The organism is Devosia yakushimensis (assembly GCF_030159855.1).
Taxonomy (GTDB): domain Bacteria; phylum Pseudomonadota; class Alphaproteobacteria; order Rhizobiales; family Devosiaceae; genus Devosia; species Devosia yakushimensis.
Genome location: NZ_BSNG01000001.1, coordinates 3259517 through 3282483, shown reverse-complemented (window position 1 = coordinate 3282483; position 22967 = coordinate 3259517). Strand labels below are relative to the sequence as shown.

Sequence of the window (22967 nt, the reverse complement as noted above, 5' to 3'; positions counted from 1 at the left end):
GGTCGTTCTCGCCGCTCTTTGAGATTCACCCAAGCACGGTGCTTTCAGGACGTTTCATTCTCCCGAAACAGCCGCGTGGCTGCGATTGCTGGGTATCACATACTTTGACTTTTCCAAACTGGAGAGCATCAAAGGCGAGGGCAATGAGTTCATCGATCCATATCACCCCAGCGAGACCAGCCTTTGTAAGAAGGCTCACTGAGATGGCCAAAAGCCCAGAGATTCAGGCCATACTTCCGGGCCTGGATTCTGAATATCTGGCCAAGAGACTCGCGGGCGCCTCTAGGTTGGAGGGTTTTAAAAATTAGTTTTAAGGGCGTGTGGTTCGCGCAATCTACAATATGAACGCAAAAGTCACCGCCCCCGCTCCCTCACATCCCTTACAAAGACCAGCACCAGCTCCAGTATCACCCCGCCCGAAACGCTCAGCCACTTTCCGATCAGTTCGATTTCGCGGACGTCGCGGAAGGGGACGAGGGATTGCAGGATTTCGAAGGTGAGGGCGGCGGCGACGGCGATGGTTACACCTAGCCAGACCTGGCCTGGAAAGGCGGCGGCGCAGACGAAGCCGAGGAGGAAATAGGAGGCGAGCACGAATAGGGGGGAGGGGCCGGCGCCGGGGTCCAGCGCATCCCAGGCGAGGGTGACGATCAGCACGACGGCAACTATGCGCAGCGAAAAGACGGTCGAAGACTGGCTCAAGACGTGCCTCGCTCGGGTCCCTAAAGGACGCCATGCCATGCCTGGCTGGCCGGATAGAAGTGGCAGGTCCTACCGCTTCTCGTGCCTTGGCCCAGGGCCGCAGTCATTTAACTGATGCTGGCCGGCAAAAGCCAGTTTTCTGCGCATGTGGTGCTTGCCGCAGGCGTCGGGGAGGGGCTTTCTGCTTGGAAAAGGCCCCCTCACCCGACCCAAACGTCGACCTCTCCCCCAAGGGAGAGGTGACGCGGCGCCAGGCCGCTGTTTTGGCGAAAATGGCCTAGCGCAGGTTGAGCTTGAGCTTACCGGCCTCATAGGCGGTCCGGCAATCGGTCGCGTCATGCATGATATCGTCCTGGATCAGGGCGGTGGCGGTCATGCCCGAGCCGATGAAACGCAGGTCGTCGCATTCCCCGTCATTGGCATATTCGCCCTCGTCATCGCCGAAATCGATCGTGCCATCGTCGGCCACGCCGCGCAGCGTCAGCTGGCCCGCATTGAAGGCCGCCTCGCAATCGCTGGCGTCATGCAGCACATCGTCGCTCAGCAGGTCCGTGGCTGTCATGCCGGGCCCGTCAAAGCGCGGATCGTCGCACTCGCCATCATTGGCATATTCGCCATTATCGTCGCCGAAGGAATAGGCCGGCGCGGCATGGCTCGGCCCGGCCATCAGCACCATGAGCGCGGCAATACCCCAAATAGCCAGTCTCGTCATATTTCAAGCTCCTCAAAATCCCAAAAGGCGCCGCAGCGCCGCCGGCACGACCCATGTGCCCGGCCTCAAAGAGCCAGTATTCATGTCGGCATTATGTCGCAAGGGGCGGCGCCAGCCGATAGCCCACACCCGCTTCATTGAGGATCAGTCGCGGATTTTTGGGGTCTTCTTCGAGCTTGGCGCGCAATTGCCCGATGACAACGCGCAGATATTGCACATCCTCGCCATGCGCCGGCCCCCAGATGCGGATCAGCGCCTGGCGATGGGTGATGACCTTGTCCGGATTGGCGGCCAAAAGGTCGAACAGTTCGAACTCCTTGGGCGTCAGATGCACCGGCTCGTCCCCCACCAGCACCCGCCGGTGCGCCAGGTCCAGCAGCACCCGGCCAAACCGGCGCTCCGTGGGCTGGCTCTGCTGCGGGCCGGCATGGCGCAAGGCGGCGCGGATGCGGGCCAGCAGCTCGCCAATGCCGAATGGCTTTTCCACGTAATCGTCGGCACCCATGTCGAAGGCGGCGATCTTCTCGGTCTCCTGGTCGCGGGCCGAAAGCACGATAATGGGCATGGCCGAAAAGGCGCGGATGGTCTCGATCACGCCCTTGCCGTCGCCGTCCGGCAGGCCCAGGTCGAGCACCAGCAGGTCAGGGGCGCGCGTCGCCGCCAGGCGCTTGGCCTCGGCGGCGCTGCCCGCCGTTTCGACATCAAAACCCGCCGCCAGCAGGGCCGGCTTGAGGAAACGCTGGATTTGCGGCTCGTCATCGACCACGAGGATTCTTTGTTGCATCAGCCTGCCTTTCCGCCCGCCAGGGGCAGGCGCAGTGTCATGCGGGTACCGCGCTTGCGGATGGCGGGGCTGGTCGCGGTGATCGTGCCGCCCATGGCGGTCATCAGTCCCCGCGCGATGGAAAGGCCCAGCCCCGTGCCGGCGGGCCGCCCGTCGCCCTTGATGCGGCGATAGAATTTGTCGAAGATTTTTTCCAGCTCCGCCTCGGGAATCCCCTTGCCCTGGTCGGTCACTGCAATGCTCGCCATCCCGTCCTCGGCCCGGGCATAGACGGTCACGGGCAGCTCGCCGCCATATTTGCGGGCATTGTCGAGCAGGTTGAACAGCACCTGTTCCAGCAGCACGGCATCGCCTGCCGCTGTGGGCAGGCCGGGGGCGATGCTGGTTTCGATGACGAGGTCGGGGTGCAGCTTGCGCGCCCGTGCCGCGCTTTTCGCGATGATTTCGGCCAGTTCGATCGGCTCGCGCCGCGCACTCATCATGCCCGCCTCGATCCGCGTCATGTCGAAGAGATTGGTGACGAAGCGGGTGAGCCGGGCGGTCTCTTCCTCGATGGAAACCAGCAGATCTTGTCGGCTTTCCGGCGGCACTTTCTCGCCCAGCTGCAACAGCGTCGTCACCGCCCCGGTGATCGAGGCCAGCGGCGTGCGCAAATCATGCGACAGCGAGGAGAGCAGGGCCGATTGCACCTTTTCGCCCTCGCGTGCCACCGAGGCCCGGGCGCTTTCCCGCGTGAGCCGGGCGCGGTCGAGCGCAATCGCCGATTGATCGAGCAGCGCCACCCAGGTCCGTTCTTCATCGGGGCCCAGCGCCGTGTCGCGCGGCCCCATCACCAGCCCCGCCACGCCAAGAATGCGCTGTGCCGAGATGATGGGCCGGAAGAGATAGTGGATTTGCGGCAGCGTGCCGGTCAGGAACCCGGCCGGCTCCTTCTTGTCGAAGGCCCAGCGGGCCGCGGTCAGTTCGGCCGCGCCCAGCGCCTGGTCGGGCGGCCATGCGGCGGCGGGCAAGAGGTCGCCCCCCTCATCGGGCACCAGCACCACGGCGGGCCGCCCCAGGCTCGTATGGAGATGGCTGGCAATGGCGTCGAGCACGCTTTCCTGCCCATGCGCCGCCGAAAGCTTGCGGGAAAAATCGAGCAGCGCCTGGCTCTGCCGCGCCTGCTGGCGGGACAGATCAGCGCTTTCGCGCAGGCGCGCGGCCAATTGGCCCGCCGCCAGGGCCACCGCGATGAAGATCACCAGCGACAGCACTTCCTGCGGCTGGGCCACGGTCAATTCTCCCGTGGGTTCGATGAAGAAGAAATTATAGGCGAAGAAGGAAAGCGCCGCCGCCAGAAGCGCCGAGCCGCGCCCCGCGATGACAGCCGAAACCAGCACGGCGGCCAGATAGAGCATGGAGAGGTTTTGTAGCGCCACCAGCGCTGTCAGCCCCAGGCCGAACAGCGTCGTGGCCCCCACCGAAGCGATAGGCAGGCCCAGCGTCAGCGCCCATTGCGGCAGGGTCAGCCGCTTGCGCGGGCGCCAAGGGGCAAGCGTTGAACCCTCGCCCGGCACGATATGGATGCCGATTTCGCCCGAACCGGCCAGCAGGGCATCGGGCAGCGAGCGGCGGAACCAGCGATTGGTGGCGGAGCGGCCGATGACGATCTGGGTAATGTGCTCCCGCCGCGCCAGCCGCAGGATGGCATCGACGAAATCGCCCGCCGTTTCGCGCCGTGTCTCGGCGCCCAATCGTTCGGCAAGCCGCAGGGTCTCTTCCAGCCGTTCGGCCGCAACCGGATCGGGCAGCGGGGCGCCGGGCCGGCTCAGCGATACCACGAGCCAGCGCGCATTGAGGCCCGAAGCCAGCCGGCTCGCGACCCGCACCACACTTTCCGACATGGCGTCCGCTCCCACGCAGACCAGCAGCCGCTCGCCCGTCGCCCAGGGGCCTTCGACCGCGCTTTGCCGCAGGAAATCGACCATCTGGTCGTCCACCCGGTCGGCGGCGCGGCGCAGGGCCAGCTCGCGCAGGGCGGTGAGTGTGGAGGGTTTGAAAAAGCCGTCCAGCGCCCGCTTGGCATTGTCGGGCAGATAGACCTTGCCGTCATTGAGCCGGGCAATCAGCTCGGCCGGTGGCAGATCGACCAGGATCACCTCATCGGCGCGCTTGAGCACGATATCGGGCACCGTCTCGCGCACCGGCACCCCGGCAATGCGGGCCACCAGGTCCGACAGGCTTTCCAGATGCTGGATATTGAGCGCGGTCCACACATCGATCCCCGCCCCGATCAGCTCGGCAATATCCTGATAGCGCTTGGGGTGGCGCGAGCCCGGCGCATTGCTATGGGCCAGCTCGTCCACGATCAGCAGGGCCGGGCGGCGGATCAGCGCCGCGTCGAGGTCGAATTCGCCATAGGGCCCGCCATTGTTCTGCCGGGGCAGCACTTCGATGCCTTCGGCCAGCTTGGCCGTATCGCCGCGGCCATGGGTTTCCACCAGCCCGATCACCACATCGGTCCCGGCCGCCTTGAGCCCCCGCGCCCGCTCCAGCATGGCATAGGTCTTGCCCACGCCGGGCGCCGCACCCAGAAACACGGTCAGCTTGCCGCGGGTTTCACGCGCGGCAAGCTGTAGCAGGACGGCGGGGTCCGGTCGCTTGTCGGCGTCATTGCGCATCTGCACGCGTTCCCAAAACCCACGGCGTCATTCCCGCGCAGGCGGGAATCCACTCTTTCACCCATACCCTATCCAGGAATGGATTCCCGCCTGCGCGGGAATGACGCTGTGATTGGATTGGGTGCATGGGTTGCTATCGACCTTCCGCTGGACCCGCAGCCTCGTCCAGCGCCAGGTTAAGACGCAGCACGTTGACGCGTGGTTCCCCGAATATACCCAAGGCCGGGCCTTCCGTCACACGGGCAACGATCTCGGCGATTTCAGCCGGTTCGACCCCGCGTGCCTGGGCCACCCGCTCGATCTGCCAGGCCGCATACTGCGGGGTGATATGGGGATCGAGCCCCGAGCCGGACGTGGTGACGGCGTCGGCAGGCACCGGGCCGCCGCCCATGGTCTGGACCGAGCCGGCCACGCGGTCGACCAGCGCCTTGCCGGTCGGTCCGATATTGGAACCGGTCGAAGCACCAGCGTTATAGGCGTCGGGGCCGGTGGCCGAAGGCCGGGGCCAGAAATAACCCGGCTGGGTAAAATTCTGGCCGATCAGCTCGGAGCCGATAACGGCGCCTTCCCGTTCGATGCGGCTGCCATTGGCCTGGCCAGGCAACACAGCCTGGGCGGCAGCCGTAATGGCCAGGGGATAGGCCAGGCCTGTAACCGCCGAGAGCAATACGGTCAGCACGATGGCGGGGCGGATTTGGTCAAACATTTTCTTTGCCTCCTTTGAAGGCGGGGCACGATGGCCGATTGTTCGTTCCCTCCCCCTTGAGGGGAGGGCTAGGGTGGGGGTCTTTGCGGCTTCTGCACAATGCTCGCCGACCCCCACCCTCGTTCCCTCCCCTCAAGGGGGAGGGAGGCGGTGCGATGATATCGGGGCACACATCAGATGATCCCCAGGGCGGTGACGACCATGTCCACCAGCTTGATGCCGATGAAGGGGGCGATAATGCCACCCAGGCCGTAGACGAGCAGGTTACGCGAGAGCAGGGCGGCGGCGCCGACCGGGCGGTATTTGACGCCGCGCAAGGCCAGCGGGATCAGCGCCACGATAACAAGCGCGTTGAAGATCACCGCCGACAGGATCGCCGATTGCGGCGAGCTGAGCCCCATGATGTTGAGCGCGCCCAATTGCGGATAGGTGGCCAGGAACAGCGCGGGGATGATGGCGAAATACTTGGCGACGTCATTGGCGATCGAGAAGGTGGTGAGCGAGCCGCGCGTCATCAGGATCTGCTTGCCGATCTCGACGATTTCGATGAGCTTGGTGGGGCTGGAATCGAGGTCCACCATATTGCCCGCCTCGCGCGCCGCCTGGGTGCCCGATTGCATGGCGACGCCCACATCCGCCTGGGCCAGAGCCGGGGCATCATTGGTGCCGTCCCCGGCCATGGCGATCAGCCGCCCGCCGGTCTGTTCCTTGCGGATAAAGTCCAGCTTCTGCTCGGGCGTGGCTTCGGCGAGGAAATCGTCGACGCCGGCTTCCGAGGCAATGGCCGCGGCGGTGACGGGATTGTCGCCCGTCACCATGACGGTGCGGATGCCCATGGCGCGCAGGGCGGCAAAGCGCTCCTTGATGCCGGGCTTGACCACGTCCTTGAGATGGACGACGCCGAGCAGGCGATCGGCTTCGGCCACGGCCAGCGGGGTGCCGCCGGTGCGGGCAATGGCATCGACCGCCTTGTTGAACTCGGCCGAGGCCTGCGCCTTGTCGAGCCCCACGAACCGCAGCACCGCATCGACCGCGCCCTTGCGGATGCGGCGGCCATCGATATCGATGCCCGAAATGCGGGTCTGGGCGGAGAACGGGATGGTCGTCGTGCCATTGCCCAGGATACGCGGTTCGGTAAGCCCGAAATCGGCCTTGGCCAAAGCCACGATGGAGCGGCCTTCGGCGGTTTCATCGGCCAGCGACGCCAGCAGCACGGCTTCCGCCAGCTCCTTTTCGCTCACCCCCGACACCGGCAAAAATTCGGACGCCATGCGATTGCCGAAGGTAATGGTGCCGGTCTTGTCCAGCAGCAGCGTATCGACATCGCCCGCCGCTTCCACGGCACGGCCCGAGGTCGCGATGACATTGAAGCGGATCAGCCGGTCCATGCCGGCAATGCCGATAGCCGAAAGCAGGCCGCCAATCGTGGTGGGGATCAGCGTGACCAGGAGAGCGGCCAGCACCGCCACCGACAGCTCGGTGCCCGAATAGAGCGCCAGGCCATATAGCGTCACCACGGCAATCAGGAACACCAGTGTCAGCCCGGAGAGCAAAATCGACAGCGCGATTTCGTTCGGCGTCTTCTGCCGCTTGGCCCCTTCGATGAGCGCGATCATGCGGTCGACAAAGGTCTCGCCGGGCCGCGTGGTAATGCGCACCTTGAGCCAGTCCGAAATCACCTGCGTGCCGCCGGTCACTGCCGAACGGTCCCCGCCGGCCTCGCGGATCACCGGCGCGGATTCCCCGGTAATGGCGCTTTCATTGACCGAGGCAATGCCCTCGATCACTTCGCCATCGCCGGGCACGAGATCATTGACCTCGACCAGGACGATATCGCCGATCTTGAGCGAGGTGGCCGGGATCGCCTCGACGGCGCGGCTTTTCGCGTCGGTCGGCGCCAGCAGCCGCTTGGCGACGAGATCGGTCTTGCTGCGTTTCAGACTCTCCGCCTGCGCCTTGCCGCGCCCTTCGGCAACGGCTTCGGCAAAGGTGGCGAACAGCACGGTGAACCACAGCCAGAGCGCGATCTGGCCGGAGAAGGCGGCGCCCACCCCCCCGAACAGGTCCTGGATGAAGATGGCGGTGACGACAACGGCTACCACCTCGGTGACGAAGATCACCGGGTTGCGCACCAATTGGCGCGGATCGAGCTTGATCACCGCGTCGCGCAGCGCCGGCACCAGAATGGCCGGCGAGAACATGGAAATGGGTTTAGCGGAACTGGACATGATGATTTCCTAGAAGCTCTGCCCGGCCAGCATGACGAAATGCTCGACAATGGGTCCAAGAGCCAGGGCCGGGAAGAATTGCAGCCCGCCCATGATGAGGATGATGCCGATCAATAGGCCTACAAAGAGCGGCCTGTCGGTCGGGAAAGTGCCCGAAGAGGCTGGCACGCGCGGCTTGGTGACCAGCGCACCGGCAATGGCCAGCACCGGCACGAGATAGGCGAAGCGCCCCAGCATCATGGCGATGCCAAGCGTGGTATTGTACCAGGGGGTATTGGCCGTGAGCCCGCCAAAGGCCGAGCCGTTATTCGCCGCTGCCGACGTATAGGCGTAGAGAATTTCACTCAAGCCATGCGGGCCGGGGGTGAGGATCGAGCTGGTGCCGAATTCGGCCACGGCCGAAATGGCGGTAAAGCCCAGAATGGTCAGCGGCAGGATGAGAATGGCCAGCATGGCATATTTCATCTCGCGCGCTTCGATCTTCTTGCCCAGCAGCTCCGGCGTCCGCCCGACCATCAGCCCGGCCACAAAGACCGCGAGGATGGAAAAGACCAGGAGGCCATAGAGCCCCGAACCCACCCCGCCGGGCAGCACTTCGCCCAGCTGCATCAGGAACATGGGGACCAGGCCCCCCAAGGGGGTCAGCGAACCGTGCATGCCATTGACGCCGCCATCCGACAGGCCGGTGGTAACGGCCGCATAAAGCGCGGTCATGGCCTGGCCGAAGCGGACTTCCTTGCCTTCCATATTGCCCAAAGCGGGATCGACACCCACCGCGGTCAGCAGCGGATTGCCGAAGGTCTCGGCCCAATAGATCGCCCCGGTGCCGATGACCAGGAGGATCACGGTGACCGAGATCAGCGCCCAGCCCTGGCGGCGATTGCCCACCATCTGCCCGAACGTATAGACCAGCGCAGCCGACACGCCGAGCATGGCGATGATGTTGAGATAGTTCGAGAAGGCATTGGGATTTTCGAACGGATGGGCGGCATTGACGTTGAAGAACCCGCCGCCATTGGTGCCCAGCTGCTTGATGGCTTCCTGGCTGGCAACCGGCCCGGTGGCAATGGTCTGCTGCACGCCTTCCAGCGTCGTTGCGGCAAAGCTGGCGTCAAGGTTCTGCGGCAGGCCCAGCGCCACAAAGGCCAGCGCCACGATAATGGCGAGCGGCAGCAGCACATAAAGCGTAGCCCGGGTCAGATCGACCCAGAAATTGCCCAGCTCGCTCACGCCCGAGCGGATAAAGGCCCGGGTCAGCGCCATGGCCACGGCAATGCCGGTGGCGGCCGAAACGAAATTCTGCACGGTGAGGCCCAGCATCTGGCTGAGATGGCTCATCGTGGTTTCCCCGCCATAGCTCTGCCAATTGGTATTGGTCACAAAGCTGGCCGCGGTGTTGAAGGCCAGGTCCGGGGGCACGGCTGGAAAGCCTTGCGGATTGAGCGGCAGCACATTCTGCAGGCGCAGAATGGCATAGAGCAGCACGAAGCCGGTAATGCTGAAGGCCAGGACGCCGAACGTATAGCCGATCCAGCCCTGTTCCTTTTCGGGCCGCACGCCGGCCACGGCATAAAAGCCGCGCTCGACCGGCGAGAGGATGGGGGAGAGGAAGGTGCGCTCGCCGGAAAACACCTTGGCCATGTAGAGGCCGAGTGGCTTGGCGAGCAAAAGGACTGCAATCAGCACCAGGGCGATCTGCAGCCAGCCAATGAGAGACATATCTGGCTCCGGAAAATCAGAAGCGCTCGGGCGCCAGCAACGTCACCACCAGGTAAACGGCCAGCGCCAGCGCGATGAGGAAAGCAATGATGAGCATGGCGGCGCTCACAACCGGCCGAGCGCCACGGCATAGGCCGCCAGCGCGGCCAATATGCCGGCGCCGAGCCCTATAAAGGCAAGATCGAGCATCTGGGTCTCCTATGAGAAGGCCCGCACCATCGCGCTTTGCCCCATCAGCTTTCCATTCGGAAGGCTGCCCGGCGGCATAAGGATTTCATAAGGAATGTGTAAGGGCGGGGCGGCAAAAGGCCCGCAGCCATCGGCTCTATCGCCTCCCTCCCCCTTGAGGGGAGGGATCGAGGGTGGGGGTGTCGAGCTATCCAGCGGCAGGGAGTTCGTGGAAGCCGCGATACCCCTCCCCAACCTCCCCGCAAGGAGGAGGGCACAAACCGGGTTTTCGCAGTCCGGATGACAGCTCCTGCCCACCATCCATCCTCCACACAATCGCCTTCCTCGGGCTCGACCCGAGGACCACTCGCCGCGCGCATCGTGTTGAGAGCGGCCCTCGGGTCAAGCCCGAGGGAAGCGCGGTGAGGAGGGGAGAGGAGAGAGGAGAGAGGAGGGGAGAGGAGGGGAGAGGAGGGGAGAGGAGAGGAGAGGAGGGGAGAGGAGGGGAGAGGAGGGGAGAGGAGAGGAGGGGAGAGGAGGGGAGAGGAGAGGAGAGGAGAGGAGAGGAGAGGAGAGGAGAGGAGAGGAGAGGAGTAAGGCGTTGGATCACTCCCCACCCACGGCGTCATTCCCGCGCAGGCGGGAATCCACTCTTCCACCACGCTCAGCCAAGAATGGATTCCCGCTTGCGCGGGAATGACGTGGTGGCAACGGGGTGGCGAAGGCCAAGTTTCTCGTTCTCGTGGTGGGCATATGGAGTATCGGCTCCATCGCCTCCCTCCCCCTTGAGGGGAGGGATTGAGGGTGGGGGTCGGCGGGCTCTTGCACAAATCAAACGATGCCCACCCCGCTTTCGCTAGTTCTGCCCCGCCAGCTGCCGGTTCAACCCCAGCGCAATCAACGTACACACCGCCCCCGACAGCAGATACGCCCCCGAGGAGATCAGCCCGAACTGGCTCGACAGCACCAGCGCCACCAGCGGCGCGAAACCGGCGCCGAACAGCCAGGCAAGATCCGAGGTCAGGGCCGAGCTGGTATAGCGGTAGAGCTTGGTGAAATTGGCGGCGACCACGCCCGAGGATTGCCCGAACGACAATCCAAGCAGGATAAAGCCCACCACCATATAGACGATTTCGCCCGTGTCCCCGGCGCCCAGCAGGAGCGGGGCAAAGACGCTGTAAATGGCAATGCCCACCGCCGAGGCGCCGAGCAGCCAGCGCCGTCCCACCCGGTCGGCCAGGGCGCCCGACAGCACCACCGCGGCAATGCCCACCACGGCCGAGGCCGCTTCGATAACCAGGAACCGCGCCGGCATTTCATCGGTATAGAGAAACACCCAGGAGAGCGGAAACACCGTCACCATATGGAACAGGGCAAAGCTCGCCAGCGGCGCGAAAGCCCCGATGACGATATTGCGGCCCTCGCTGCGCACCGTGTCGCGAATGCGGGTCGGCTCCAATTCGCCGCTTTCAAACAGCCCGGTATATTCCGGCGTCACCACGATGCGCAGCCGCGCGAACAGCGCCACCACATTGATGGCAAAGGCCACGAAGAACGGATAGCGCCAGCCCCAGGCCAGAAAGTCCTCGGCCGAAATCGAGCTGACCAGAAAGGCAAACAGCGAACTGGCGACGATCAGCCCGATCGGCGCCCCCAATTGCGGCACCATGGCATACCAGCCGCGCTTGTTCTGCGGCGCATTGAGCGCCAGGAGTGAAGCCAGCCCATCCCAGGTGCCGGCCAGCGCAATGCCCTGCCCGAACCGGAACAGCATCAGGATCGCCACCGAAAAGGCCCCGACCTGGCCATCGCTGGGCAGGAACGCCACCGCCACGGTCGAAATTCCCAGCAGGAACAGGGCGATGGTCAGCTTGACCCCGCGTCCGTAATTGCGGTCCACCGCCGAAAAGATCACCGTGCCGATCGGCCGGGCGATAAAGGCCAAAGCGAAGACCGCGAAGGACAGGATCGTGCCGGTCAGCGGGTCCACATAGGGAAAGACCACGGCCGGAAACACCAGCACTGAAGCAATGGCATAGACGAAGAAATCGAAGAATTCGGAGGTGCGACCGATGATCACACCGACAGCGATTTCGCCCGGATTGACCGCGCGGTGATGGGCGTTGACCACCCGCGCATCATGCTCGGCGCTCGTTTCCGGAATGGTTGAGGACGAAGCTGTCATCGGAGCTAATGCCTTGTTTTGCTTGTGGTTGTGCCGATCGATCCAGGCGCGTCGCACGGGCTCTTTGCGGCGCAATGCAATACGGTTAAGCTCTCCCTTGCCCTATTCTACTCCGGAACGGGAGTGGACAAAATGCCCGATGGCATTTGCCACTGGACAGGCATAGGCCGACGACAAATGCGAAACCTCATCGAGGAACGCCCAAGTGTCCCGCAACGTGTCCCGTCTGATCAAACTTTTCCTGGCTATCCCCCTCGCCGCCCTCCTCGCCGGCTGCAATGCGGTGGTTCTGGCCCCGGCCGGCGATATCGCCGCTCAGCAGCGCGATCTCATCCTCATCGCCACCGTGCTGATGCTACTCATCATCATTCCCGTGCTGGCGCTGGTGATCATTTTTGCCCGCAAATACCGCCAGGGTAACACCGGGGCCGACTATCAGCCCGATTGGGATCACTCGACCCATCTCGAACTGGTCATCTGGGCGGCGCCGCTCGCCATCATCATCTGCCTGGGCGCCGTCACCTGGGTGGGCACCCATCTGCTCGATCCCTATCGCCAGCTCGCCCGCATCGCGCCCGACCGGCCGGTCAGCGCCGATATGACCCCGCTTGAAGTGGAAGTGGTGGCGCTCGATTGGAAATGGCTCTTCATCTACCCGCAATACAATATCGCCAGCCTCAATGAACTGGTGGCCCCGGTCGACCGGCCGATCAGCTTCACGCTGACCTCCTCGTCGGTGATGAATTCCTTCTACATTCCCGCCCTGGCCGGCCAGATCTATGCCATGCCCGGCATGCAGACGCGCCTTCATGCCGTGGTCAACCACCCCGGCAGCTACAAGGGCTTTTCCGCCAATTACAGTGGCCACGGCTTTTCCGGCATGCATTTCGAATTCCGCGGCGTCGATGATGCCGGGTTCGACCAATGGATCGCCGATGTGCGCGGCGCCGATGCCCAGCTCGACCGCAAAGTCTATCTCGAGCTCGAAAAGCCCACCGAGCGCGTGCCGGTCGCCCATTTTGCCGGCGTCGAAAACGGGCTCTATACGGCCATCGTCAATATGTGCGTCGAACTCGACAAGATGTGCATGAGCGAGATGATGTCGATCGATGCCCGCGGGGGCCTGGGCCTGGCCGGTGTCGACAATATCGCCCCCGCGCTTTACGGCGGCGGCGAGCGCAACCGCTCCGCCCTTGGCCCGCAAAAGACCTATGTCGCCGCGCTCTGCTCGGTCGATGAAGCCATCGCCATGACGGCAAAGCTCCCCGCGCTCTCCGCGCCCCGGCCGGGCCTTGTCACCGGCGCCGGTCTCACGCCGCCCTCGGCGCTGCAGGCGCCGGCCGCCGCGGCCATGTCCTGGCTGGCCGGTCAGACCGCTTCCCTAGAAAACTCCAGCGCGGCGACTGCCCTATGACCAGCGATTTTTGGACCTTCATCTTCGGCCGGCTCACCTGGGATGTCATTCCCCTGCACGAGCCTATCCTGGTCGCCACCTTCATCGTGGTGGCCCTGGGCGGCATCGCCCTGCTCGGCGCGCTGACCTATTTCAAGCTCTGGGGTTATCTCTGGAAAGAGTGGTTCACCAGCGTCGACCACAAGAAGATCGGCATCATGTATATGGTGCTGGGGATTGTCATGCTGCTGCGCGGCTTTGCCGATGCGGTCATGATGCGGCTACAGCAAGCCATGGCCTTTGGCGGCTCGGAAGGCTATCTCAACGCCCACCACTACGATCAGGTCTTCACCGCCCACGGCGTGATCATGATCTTCTTCGTGGCCATGCCGCTCATCACCGGCTTCATGAACTATATCGTCCCGCTCCAGATCGGCGCGCGCGATGTCAGCTTCCCCTTCCTTAACAATTTCAGCTTCTGGATGACCGCCGGCGGCGCCGTGCTGGTCATGATGAGCCTTTTCATCGGCGAATTCGCCCAGACCGGATGGCTCGCCTATCCGCCCCTTTCGGGCATCGAATATAGTCCGGCCTCGGGGGTGGATTATTATATCTGGGGCCTGCAAGTGGCGGGCGTCGGTACCACCCTGTCCGGCGTCAACCTCATCGCCACCATCGTCAAGATGCGCGCGCCCGGCATGGGCCTGATGAAAATGCCCGTCTTCACCTGGACCTCGCTCTGCACCAATGTGCTGATCGTTGCCTCCTTCCCGGTGCTGACGGCGGTGCTGACCTTGCTCGCGCTCGACCGCTATGTCGGCACCAATTTCTTCACCAACGACTTCGGCGGCAATCCGATGATGTATGTGAACCTCATCTGGATCTGGGGTCACCCCGAGGTTTACATCCTCATCCTGCCCTGCTTCGGCATCTTCTCCGAAGTCGCCTCGACCTTCTCGGGCAAGCGCCTCTTCGGCTACACCTCCATGGTCTATGCCACGGTCGTCATCACCATCCTCTCCTACCTGGTCTGGCTGCACCACTTCTTCACCATGGGGTCGGGGGCGAGCGTCAATTCCTTCTTCGGCATCACCACCATGATCATCTCCATCCCCACGGGGGCGAAGATCTTCAATTGGCTCTTCACCATGTATAAGGGCCGCATAAGGTTCGAGCTGCCCATGATGTGGCTCATCGCCTTCATGCTGACCTTCACCATTGGCGGCATGACCGGGGTGCTCTTGGCCGTGCCGCCCGCCGATTTCGTGCTGCACAATTCGCTGTTCCTGGTCGCGCACTTCCACAATGTGATCATCGGTGGCGTGCTGTTCGGCATCTTTGCCGGCATCAATTTCTGGTGGCCCAAGGCCTTCGGCTACAAGCTCAACCAGTTCTGGGGCAAGCTCAGCTTCTGGTTCTGGGTCGTGGGCTTCTGGCTGGCCTTCGCTCCGCTCTATGTGCTGGGCCTGATGGGCGTCACCCGTCGCCTGCGCACGTTCGACGATCCCTCCCTGCAGATCTGGTTCATCATCGCCGGCATTGGCGTCGGCGTCATCGCCCTGGGCATCGCCTCTATGCTCATGCAATTCGCCGTCTCGATCCTGGGCAAGAACAAGGATTGGGATACGACCGGCGATCCCTGGGATGCGCGGACGCTCGAATGGGCGACCTCCTCGCCACCCCCGGCCTACAATTTCGCCTTCACCCCGGTGATCCACGACAATGACGCCTGGGCCGATATGAAAAAGCGCAATGCCCAGCGCCCGGTGGAGGGCTTCCGCCCCATCCACATGCCGCGCAATACCTGGGCCGGCATCGTGCTGGCCGGGCTGAGCGTCGTGCTGGGCTTCGCGCTCATCTGGTACATGTGGTGGCTGGCCGTGCTGAGTTTCCTCGCCATTCTGGCGGTCGCGATCTTCCACACCTTCAATTATGACCGCGATTTCTACATCCCGGTCGAGGAGGTCACCGCCACCGAAGGCGCGCGGTCCCAATTGCTCGGCGGGGTGAAGTAACATGAGCACCAAGGTTCAAACCGCCGAAGGCGAGGCCGTCGCCTTCTACGATATCGATCCGCATGAGCACCCCGCCCATGGCTCGACCATGCTGGGTTTCTGGCTCTACCTGATGAGCGATTGCCTGATCTTTGCCACCCTCTTCGCCATTTATGGCGTGCTGGGCGGCAATTTCGCCGCGGGCCCATCCCCGGCCGATCTCTTCAACCTGCCGCTCGTCGCCGTCAGCACCACCGCGCTCCTCCTCTCCTCCATCACCTATGGCTTTGCCATGCTGGAAATGGAGCAGAACAAGCAGGGCACCACCCAGCTCTGGCTGGCCATAACCGGTGTGTTGGGCGCCGTCTTCCTGGGCCTCACGCTCTACGAATTCTACCACATGATCCATGAGGGCGCCGTGCCCCAGCGCAGCGGCTTCCTCTCGGCCTTTTTCGTGCTGGTGGGCACCCACGCCCTCCACGTCACCTTCGGCATTATCTGGCTGGTGACGCTCATGGTGCAGGTCGCCCGCCGCGGCCTCATCCCCGCCAACCAGATCCGCGTGCAGTGCCTCTCCATGTTCTGGCACTTCCTCGACGTCATCTGGATCGGCGTCTTCACTGTCGTCTATCTCATGGGAATGCTGCGATGAGCACGACCGACCACGCCCCCACCCACAGCGCCCCCCAAAACGCCCATGCCCATCCCCATCCGGGCGTGGTGGGCGATGGCCATAGCCACGGCACCCGCAAAAGCTACCTGACCGGCTTCGCCCTTTCGGTGATCCTGACCGCCATTCCCTTCTGGCTGGTCATGGGCAATGTCATTGCCGACACGATGATCACGACGCTCGTCATCATGGCCTTCGGCGTGGCGCAGATCCTGGTGCACATGATCTATTTCCTGCACATGAACACCAAGTCCGAAGGCGGCTGGACCATGATGGCGGCGATCTTCACCATCATCGTGGTTGTCATCGCGCTCTCGGGCTCCCTTTGGGTCATGTATCACCTCAACACCAATATGATGCCCGGCCACACCATGGACCCGGCGAACTTGATGTAGCTGTGGTGGAATTTTGCCCCCATGACCTTCCCACTCACGGCGTCATTCCCGCGAAAGCGGGAACCTCCGTTTCGGGATGTCTGCCAGGCAAACAGAGGTTCCCGCTTGCGCGGGAATGACCCGGTGGTTTTATGACAAGTCAGGGGCAGTTCCGCTCACGTCGTACACTCGCGGTCATAGGCACCATAGCCCTGCTGGGCGCGCTCGGATTTGCAGCTCTGGGCGTCTGGCAATTGGAAAGATTGAGCTGGAAAACGGCACTGATTGCGGCGGTGGATACCCGCATCCACGCCGACCCCGTCGATGCCGGCGCCCCCGCCTTCTGGGCCAGCTTCGACCCCGACACCGCCGAATACCAGCATGCCAGCGTCACCGGCCATTTCGACACCACGCACGAAACCCTGGTGCAAGCCGTCACCGCTTATGGCGCCGGCTTCTGGGTGCTGACGCCATTGGTCAGCGGTGCCGGAACCGTGCTGGTCAATCGCGGCTTCGTCCCGCCCGAGCGCCGCGATCCCGCCACTCACCCCGCGCCCGAGGGCGAGGTGACGATCACCGGCCTTTTGCGCCTCACCGAACCGGATGGCGCGTTCCTGCGCGGCAACGATCCCGCCGATGAGCGCTGGTATTCCCGCGATGTGACGGCGATTGCCGCAGCGAAAAACCTCGGCCCCACCGCCCCCTTCTTCCTCGACGCCGAACGCGGTCCCGATCCCACGGCCTATCCCATCGGCGGGCTGACGGTGCTCAGCTTTTCCAACAATCACCTGGTCTACGCCCTGACCTGGTTCGCCCTGAGCGCCATGCTGATCTCAGCGTTTGGCTATGTGCTGTGGGATCGGCGGGGGCGACGAGACCGGAGTACCCCCACCTAGCCTCCCCCTGATAGGGGGAGGGATCTCTCCACTCTTGGAGCTCGATCAAGCCCCAACCACAAGGCGGTCCCTCCCCCTATCAGGGGGAGGCTAGGAGGGGGTAACGAGAGCCCGGTCCCCTAATCCACCCAAGCCATGCTCGGGTCCACAGTCGCACAAAACAGCGCCGCACTCAGCCGCGCTTGCTCCACCACCCGCCGGATCAAATCGGTCTCGCTCGTCGCCTGATAGGTGCCGATGATCGGCATGGGCGGAAAGCGCTTCGTCACCCGGATCGGATGCAGCAACCCCATCTTGAGCTCCCGCTTGATGGTGACCGTGGGAATGGCTCCCACGCCGAACCCGTCGATCAGCAGGTTGATGATCGAGTACAGCGAATTGGAGCTGGTCAATTTCCCCGCCAGCACCTGCTCGTCCTGGAAATAGGGCGCGATCATGCGATAGGGCGGGGTGTCCTTGGGGAAGGTGATGATCGGCATATCGGCCAGATCGTCCACGCTATAGATGCGGTCCGGATCGATGATCTTGGGCGAGCCGGCCCAGGTCATCTGCAGCACGCAGGAGGTAAAGCTGCGGAAATTGTCGCCAATGGCCGGGTCGACGGCAAAGATCACGTCGAACTCGCCTTTGTTGAGGCCTTCGACCAGGCTCTTGGTGCCTTCCACCGTCAATTCGATCTTGAGCGTCGGGAAGGTCTCATGCAGTGCCTCGACAAAGGGCGTCATCCAGGTGGAGGACACCGAGTCGATCGCCCCGATCCGCACCACCTTGGCGGCATGCATGGTCTGGCCGGCCAGCTCGTGCTTGAGATTGTCATAGGAAGCAAGGATCGCCCGGAAGGTGTCGAGCACCCGCTCGCCCTCCGGTGTCAGCGCAAAATCGCGCCCGGTGCGGTGCATCAGCTTGCAGCCGAATTCCTGCTCCATCGCCGCCAGCCGGATCGAAATGGCCGGTTGCGTCGTATGCAATTCCTGGGCAGCCCGGCCAAAATGGCGGTGCCGCGCCAAGGCGACAAAGGTCGTCATGTCGAGAATGCGCATGGCGCTTCCTCTATCAGACTTGGCGCCCATGGTGCGGCTTTTCTTTAGGTCGGTAACGTTCGGCATGACCACACATCCACGGGTGCGATAGTTCGCTTGACCTTCCCCACCCACCGCCGCTTCCCTCGGGCCCGACCCGAGGGCCTCTTTCAACACGGCACCAGCCCCGACAGGTCCTCGGGTCAAGCCCGAGGAAGGCGATCGTGGCGTGGCACCATTTCAGTCAACCCACCCCTCAGCCCAAAATCTACGACGCCACCATAATGTGCCGCACCTGGGTATAATCGATCAGCGACTGCATGGAGAGATCGGACCCATAGCCCGAATTCTTCATGCCGCCATGCGGCATCTCGGTGGCGAAAACCCCATGGGTATTGACCCAGGTCACCCCATATTCGAGCCGGTTGGCAAGGTTCATCGCCAGCGTGCTGTCAGCCGACCAGACCGAGGAAGCCAGCCCATATTCCGATGCATTGGCCCAGCCCAGCGCCGTCTCGGGCTCGTCAAAGGCCGTAATGGTCAGCACCGGCCCAAACACTTCCTTCTGCACGATCTCGGCGTCAATCGGCGCGGCCACCAGCGTCGGCTGATAATAATAGCCCTCGCCCTCCGGCGCCCGCCCCCCCGCCACGATATCGGCGCCGGCCTGCCGCGCCCGGTCGACGAAACCGGCCACGCGCTCGCGCTGGGCGGCGGTGATCAGCGGCCCGAATTCCACATCGTCCCGCTCGGGCGCGCCATAGACCAGGCTTCCGATCATGCCGGAAAGCTTGTCGGTAACCTCTTGCGCAATCGACTTGTCGACGAAAATCCGGCAGGCGGCCGTGCAATCCTGCCCGGCATTGTAAAAGCTCGCCTCGCGCAGCGTTTCGACCAGGCTGTCCACATCGGCATCGGCGCAGACAATGACCGGCGCCTTGCCGCCCAGTTCCAGATGCGTCCGCTTGATGCTGTCGCCCGCCGCAGCTTTGAGCACGGCGCGTCCGGTCCGCACGTCCCCGGTCAGCGAAATCATCCGCACCAGAGGATGGGTGATCAGCCCCTGGCCCACATTGGGACCGTCGCCGGTCACCACATTGACCACGCCGGGGGGCAGGAATTCGCCCAGGATGGAGGCCAGGAGCAAAAGGCTCAGCGGCGTATTTTCCGATGGCTTGATCACGACGGTATTGCCCGCCGCCACGGCCGGGGCGATCTTCCAGGCTGCCATCAGCAGCGGATAGTTCCAGGGCGCGATCGAAGCGATCACCCCCAGCGGGTCACGCCGCAAAATGGACGTGTGCCGGCTCGAGCGAAAACCATTGGCAGCCGTCCCCGGCACATTGCGCGCCGCCGTGCCGAAAAAGCGGAACACATCGGCCACATTGGCCAATTCGCCCGCCTTTACATAGCGCCAGGGCTTGCCGGCATTGACCGCCTCAACATCCGCCAACGCCGCGGCCTGCGCCTCGATGGCATCGGCAATGCGCAGCAGTGCCCGGCTGCGCTCCTTGGGCGTCGCCTTGCTCCAGCCGGCAAAGGCAGCATGGGCCGATGTCACCGCCAGGTCGATCTGCCCGGTATCGGCCGAAGCGACCTCGGCCAGCAGCTTCCCCGTCGCGGGCTCATGGCTGGGCAGCGCCGCGCCATTGCCGGCCACATAGGCGCCATTGATGAAAAGGCGGGTTTCATAAGTCATCTCGGAAATCCGGAAAGTGAAGCATTGATGCGGTCTTCACCTCTCCCTTGGGGGAGAGGTCGGCGCGCAGCGCCGGGTGAGGGGGCCTTCCTATGCCCTAATCGCGGATCACACGGATGCGGGCGGGATCGATGGATAGGCTGACGTCTTGGCCATCGGCGAAGCTGAGATCGTTGGGGGTCAGCGCCCGCAGGGTCTGCCCGGCCAGGGTCATCACATAGCGGTTGCGGGCCCCCAGAAAGACACGGGTGCGCACCTTGGCCCTGGGCCCGTCGCCATCGGCGGAAAGCGTCAGGTCTTCCTGGCGCAGCGCCACCGTGGCGGCGCCCCGCGCCGTCTCGCTCTTGGCCAAGGCCAATTGCTGGCCATCGGCAAAGCGCGCCACCGGACCATCCGCCGCCTCGACGATTTCGGCGGGCAGCAGATTGGCCGAGCCGATGAAATTGGAGGCAAAGCTGGTGGCCGGCTGGCCATAAATCTCGGCCGGATTGCCCACCTGTTCGATCCGCCCGCCATTGAGCAACACGACCCGATCGGACAGGCTCAGTGCCTCTTCCTGGTCATGCGTCACGAAAATCGTGGTCAGTCCCAGCCGCTGGTGGATTTCGATCAGTTCCACCTGCATGTCCTCGCGCAGCCGCGCATCGAGATTGCTCAGCGGCTCGTCGAGCAACAGAACCTTGGGCCTGGATACGATCGCCCGCGCCAAAGCCACGCGCTGTTGCTGCCCGCCCGACAATTGCCGCGGCTTGCGCTCGGCCAGATGCCCCAGCTGCACGGTTTCGAGCGCCGCCTTGACCTGTTCGGCCTGCTGCTCGCGATTGCCGATGCCGCGCATGCGCAGGGGAAAGCGCACATTTTCGGCCACGCTCAGATGCGGCAGCAGCGCATAGGATTGAAACATCATGGCGATGTCGCGCTTTTCCGGCGGCAGCCCGGTCACGTCGCGCCCATCGATTTCGACGGCCCCGGCGGTGACGCTTTCAAGCCCCGCCACGATGCGCAGCAGCGTGGTCTTGCCGCAGCCCGAGGCGCCGAGCAGGCTGATGAACTCGCCCGAAGCGATATCGAGCGATATGCCATGCAGCACCGCCGTCTTGGCGAAGGATTTCTGGATCGAAGTCAGGCGCACATTGGCCATGGGTCAGGCACTCGCGAATTTGGTCAGCCCCAGCATGCGGTCGATCACGAAGATCAGCACAATGGTCAGGGCAATCATGATGGTGGAGACGGCGGCCACTGAAGGATCGGGGGAGAATTCGAGCTGGCCGTAAATCTGCACGGGCAGGGTGGTCAGCGTCGGCCCGCGCAGGAACAGCGACAGCACCGCCTCGTCGAACGAAATATTGAAGGCAAAGAACGCCCCCGCCGCCAGCCCCGGAATGCATTGCGGCACGACGACGAACCACAGCCTTTGCAGCCGGTTCGCCCCCATGGTCCGCGCCGCTTCCTCCAGATACGGGTTGGATTCGGCCAATACGGCCAAAGTGGTCCGCACCACATAGGGCAGGGCGATAATGGTATGGCTCAGCGCCAGCGTCAGCGGCGAAACCGGCCCGAACGCCGCGCTCCAGAACATCAGCATGCCGATGGCATAGATGATGGTGGGCAGCACCAGCGGCGACAGGAATACCGTCGCCAGGACATCGGAAAACGGCAGCTGCCGCCGGTGAATGGCAATCGCCGCCGCGCCCCCGATCAGCGTCGCCAGCACCGTCACCATCACCGCGATCTGCAGACTGATCCACCCTGCATTGAGATAGGCATTGGACGACAGCACCTGGTTGTACCAGCGTAGGCTCAGCCCATTGGGCGGAAAGGCGATGAACTGGCTTTCCGACACCGAAACGCCCACCACCACGATCAGCGGCGCCAGCAGGATCAGCGCGGTCAGCAGCACGAACACCACGCCCGCAATCCGCAGCCAGGTGGGAACCGACTTAACCATTCTTGCCCCCTGTCATCTTGATATAGGGCACCAGCACCAGCGCGATCCCGGCAAACAGGATCACCGCCTGCGCCGCCGCGAAGGGCCAGTCCGGCGTCGCCGTCACCGATTTATAGATCGAGGCCGCCAGCACCTGGATGCGCGTGCCACCCAAGAGGTTCGGCGTCACGAACGAACTGGCCGACAGCGTGAAGCACAATAGCGACCCCGCCACGATCCCTGGCAGCGCCAGCGGCAATACCACCATGCGGATGGTCTGCAGGAACGAGCAGCCCATGGTCCGCGCCGCCTCTTCCAGCCGCCCGTCGATCCGCGTCAGCACGCCCAGGATGGAGAGCGTCATGAACGGCAGCAGCACCTGCACCATGCCGATGACAATGGCGCTTTCGGTCTGCATCAACGCGAAATTGCGGCCCACCAGCCCCATGTCGCGCAGCATTTCGGGAATGAGCCCGCTGCGGCTCAGCAGCACCATCCAGCCGAACGTGCGCACCACCACGCTCGTCATCAGCGGCAGGATGACCATGACCACCAGCCACAGCCGGGTCTTGGGTCCCACCTTGGTCATGATATAGGCCAGCGGAAATCCGATCGCGCCACAGATCAGCGTGATCAGCAGCGACAGCCGCACCGTGCGCCACAGAATACCCAGATAGAACGGATCGCCCAGAAACCGCGCAAAGGGCGCCAGCGGGCCATCGGGCCCGGTGACCGAAAGCACCAGCATCTGCCCGATGGGCAGGAAGAAGGCCAGTACCAGCAGCAGAAGTCCCGGAAGGGCCAGCAGCAGATTTTCTGTGCGGTCATTCATTGCGGTGCGGTTTTCCTTGGGTCGAAAATCGAGCGTAGTCTAGAGGCTGTTGGGAATCCGGCAAACTGTGCTCTGGCACCGCCGCCGACGTCATCTCCTATGCCCCAACCAACCACGGTGTCATTCCCGCGAAAGCGGGAACCTCCGTTTTCTTCTGTCCCATCGCCAACAGAGGTCCCCATTTTCGCGGGGATGACACTGTGGGGGAGAAGAAAGTTCGCGAAGCCCCAGGGCAAATGAGAAAAGGGGCGGGCCTCTTCATATTGGGGGCGAAGAGGCCCGCAATCCGGGCAAGCGAG

General features: G+C 63.6%; 19 protein-coding genes. 5 read left to right on the top strand and 14 right to left on the bottom strand.

The features are described 5' to 3' along the window. Positions 1 to 354 precede the first annotated feature (354 nt). The 9 genes from QQL79_RS15870 to QQL79_RS15830 form a co-directional block, all read right to left on the bottom strand. A complete protein-coding gene (locus QQL79_RS15870) occupies positions 355 to 702 on the bottom strand; it encodes a hypothetical protein (protein WP_284392529.1) in 348 nt (115 codons plus the stop codon). A 277-nt stretch (positions 703 to 979) separates the two neighbouring features. Further along, entirely contained in the window at positions 980 to 1414 is a 435-nt protein-coding gene (locus QQL79_RS15865) for a hypothetical protein (protein ID WP_284392528.1), read from the bottom strand. A gap of 91 nt (positions 1415 to 1505) precedes the next feature. Next, positions 1506 to 2201, bottom strand: a complete 696-nt coding sequence (locus QQL79_RS15860) for a response regulator (protein ID WP_284392909.1) — start codon at positions 2199 to 2201, stop codon at positions 1506 to 1508. Continuing rightward, positions 2198 to 4858: a DUF4118 domain-containing protein gene (locus tag QQL79_RS15855; protein WP_284392527.1), complete on the bottom strand. Its 2661-nt coding sequence runs from the start codon at positions 4856 to 4858 to the stop codon at positions 2198 to 2200. Before QQL79_RS15855 ends, QQL79_RS15860 begins: the two co-directional genes overlap by 4 nt. A gap of 133 nt (positions 4859 to 4991) precedes the next feature. Beyond that, positions 4992 to 5564 (bottom strand): potassium-transporting ATPase subunit KdpC, encoded by a 573-nt coding sequence (kdpC, locus tag QQL79_RS15850; protein WP_284392526.1) that lies wholly within the window; start codon positions 5562 to 5564, stop codon positions 4992 to 4994. A gap of 173 nt (positions 5565 to 5737) precedes the next feature. Then, a complete protein-coding gene (gene kdpB / locus QQL79_RS15845) occupies positions 5738 to 7792 on the bottom strand; it encodes a potassium-transporting ATPase subunit KdpB (protein WP_284392525.1) in 2055 nt (684 codons plus the stop codon). 9 nt (positions 7793 to 7801) lie between these two features. Then, entirely contained in the window at positions 7802 to 9511 is a 1710-nt protein-coding gene (gene kdpA / locus QQL79_RS15840; protein WP_284392524.1) for a potassium-transporting ATPase subunit KdpA, read from the bottom strand. A 16-nt stretch (positions 9512 to 9527) separates the two neighbouring features. Further along, the gene (gene kdpF / locus QQL79_RS15835; protein WP_170848331.1) at positions 9528 to 9620 is read right to left on the bottom strand and encodes a K(+)-transporting ATPase subunit F; all 93 of its coding nucleotides are present in this window, start codon (positions 9618 to 9620) and stop codon (positions 9528 to 9530) included. Positions 9621 to 10535: 915 nt separating this feature from the next. Further along, on the bottom strand, positions 10536 to 11864 hold the full coding sequence (locus tag QQL79_RS15830; protein WP_284392523.1) for an MFS transporter: 1329 nt from the start codon (positions 11862 to 11864) through the stop codon (positions 10536 to 10538). Between the two features lie 217 nt (positions 11865 to 12081). On the opposite strand from QQL79_RS15830, the gene cyoA reads away from it, so the two are divergent. From cyoA to QQL79_RS15805, 5 genes are all read left to right on the top strand, one after another. After that, positions 12082 to 13278, top strand: coding sequence for a ubiquinol oxidase subunit II (gene cyoA / locus QQL79_RS15825; RefSeq protein WP_284392908.1), 1197 nt, complete (start codon positions 12082 to 12084; stop codon positions 13276 to 13278). Continuing rightward, a complete protein-coding gene (gene cyoB / locus QQL79_RS15820) occupies positions 13275 to 15272 on the top strand; it encodes a cytochrome o ubiquinol oxidase subunit I (protein ID WP_284392522.1) in 1998 nt (665 codons plus the stop codon). Before cyoA ends, cyoB begins: the two co-directional genes overlap by 4 nt. Position 15273: 1 nt before the next feature. Further along, complete coding sequence (gene cyoC, locus QQL79_RS15815; protein WP_284392521.1) at positions 15274 to 15903, top strand: cytochrome o ubiquinol oxidase subunit III; 630 nt, start codon at positions 15274 to 15276, stop codon at positions 15901 to 15903. Then, complete coding sequence (cyoD, locus tag QQL79_RS15810) at positions 15900 to 16316, top strand: cytochrome o ubiquinol oxidase subunit IV (protein ID WP_284392520.1); 417 nt, start codon at positions 15900 to 15902, stop codon at positions 16314 to 16316. Before cyoC ends, cyoD begins: the two co-directional genes overlap by 4 nt. Before the next feature lie 131 nt (positions 16317 to 16447). Next, a complete protein-coding gene (locus tag QQL79_RS15805) occupies positions 16448 to 17191 on the top strand; it encodes an SURF1 family protein (protein WP_284392519.1) in 744 nt (247 codons plus the stop codon). Positions 17192 to 17310: 119 nt separating this feature from the next. On the opposite strand, the gene QQL79_RS15800 is transcribed toward QQL79_RS15805, so the two are convergent. The 5 genes from QQL79_RS15800 to QQL79_RS15780 form a co-directional block, all read right to left on the bottom strand. Beyond that, a complete protein-coding gene (locus QQL79_RS15800) occupies positions 17311 to 18297 on the bottom strand; it encodes a LysR family transcriptional regulator (RefSeq protein ID WP_284392518.1) in 987 nt (328 codons plus the stop codon). Between the two features lie 181 nt (positions 18298 to 18478). Next, positions 18479 to 19909 (bottom strand): aminobutyraldehyde dehydrogenase, encoded by a 1431-nt coding sequence (locus QQL79_RS15795; RefSeq protein ID WP_284392517.1) that lies wholly within the window; start codon positions 19907 to 19909, stop codon positions 18479 to 18481. A 97-nt stretch (positions 19910 to 20006) separates the two neighbouring features. Then, positions 20007 to 21050, bottom strand: coding sequence for an ABC transporter ATP-binding protein (locus QQL79_RS15790; RefSeq protein WP_284392516.1), 1044 nt, complete (start codon positions 21048 to 21050; stop codon positions 20007 to 20009). A 3-nt stretch (positions 21051 to 21053) separates the two neighbouring features. Then, entirely contained in the window at positions 21054 to 21857 is an 804-nt protein-coding gene (locus tag QQL79_RS15785; RefSeq protein ID WP_284392515.1) for an ABC transporter permease, read from the bottom strand. Continuing rightward, positions 21850 to 22668, bottom strand: coding sequence for an ABC transporter permease (locus QQL79_RS15780; protein ID WP_284392514.1), 819 nt, complete (start codon positions 22666 to 22668; stop codon positions 21850 to 21852). Before QQL79_RS15780 ends, QQL79_RS15785 begins: the two co-directional genes overlap by 8 nt. Positions 22669 to 22967 lie beyond the last annotated feature (299 nt).

Excerpts from the sequence above, each read along its gene's own strand:
- cyoC (WP_284392521.1), top strand. The coding sequence starts at position 15,274 with ATGAGCACCAAGGTTCAAACCGCCGAAGGCGAGGCCGTCGCCTTCTAC.
- cyoB (WP_284392522.1), top strand. The coding sequence starts at position 13,275 with ATGACCAGCGATTTTTGGACCTTCATCTTCGGCCGGCTCACCTGGGAT.
- QQL79_RS15790 (WP_284392516.1), bottom strand. The coding sequence starts at position 21,050 with ATGGCCAATGTGCGCCTGACTTCGATCCAGAAATCCTTCGCCAAGACG.
- kdpA (WP_284392524.1), bottom strand. The coding sequence starts at position 9,511 with ATGTCTCTCATTGGCTGGCTGCAGATCGCCCTGGTGCTGATTGCAGTC.
- kdpB (WP_284392525.1), bottom strand. The coding sequence starts at position 7,792 with ATGTCCAGTTCCGCTAAACCCATTTCCATGTTCTCGCCGGCCATTCTG.
- kdpC (WP_284392526.1), bottom strand. The coding sequence starts at position 5,564 with ATGTTTGACCAAATCCGCCCCGCCATCGTGCTGACCGTATTGCTCTCG.
- QQL79_RS15865 (WP_284392528.1), bottom strand. The coding sequence starts at position 1,414 with ATGACGAGACTGGCTATTTGGGGTATTGCCGCGCTCATGGTGCTGATG.
- QQL79_RS15780 (WP_284392514.1), bottom strand. The coding sequence starts at position 22,668 with ATGAATGACCGCACAGAAAATCTGCTGCTGGCCCTTCCGGGACTTCTG.
- cyoD (WP_284392520.1), top strand. The coding sequence starts at position 15,900 with ATGAGCACGACCGACCACGCCCCCACCCACAGCGCCCCCCAAAACGCC.
- QQL79_RS15785 (WP_284392515.1), bottom strand. The coding sequence starts at position 21,857 with ATGGTTAAGTCGGTTCCCACCTGGCTGCGGATTGCGGGCGTGGTGTTC.
- QQL79_RS15795 (WP_284392517.1), bottom strand. The coding sequence starts at position 19,909 with ATGACTTATGAAACCCGCCTTTTCATCAATGGCGCCTATGTGGCCGGC.
- QQL79_RS15855 (WP_284392527.1), bottom strand. The coding sequence starts at position 4,858 with ATGCGCAATGACGCCGACAAGCGACCGGACCCCGCCGTCCTGCTACAG.
- QQL79_RS15805 (WP_284392519.1), top strand. The coding sequence starts at position 16,448 with ATGACAAGTCAGGGGCAGTTCCGCTCACGTCGTACACTCGCGGTCATA.
- QQL79_RS15830 (WP_284392523.1), bottom strand. The coding sequence starts at position 11,864 with ATGACAGCTTCGTCCTCAACCATTCCGGAAACGAGCGCCGAGCATGAT.
- QQL79_RS15800 (WP_284392518.1), bottom strand. The coding sequence starts at position 18,297 with ATGCCGAACGTTACCGACCTAAAGAAAAGCCGCACCATGGGCGCCAAG.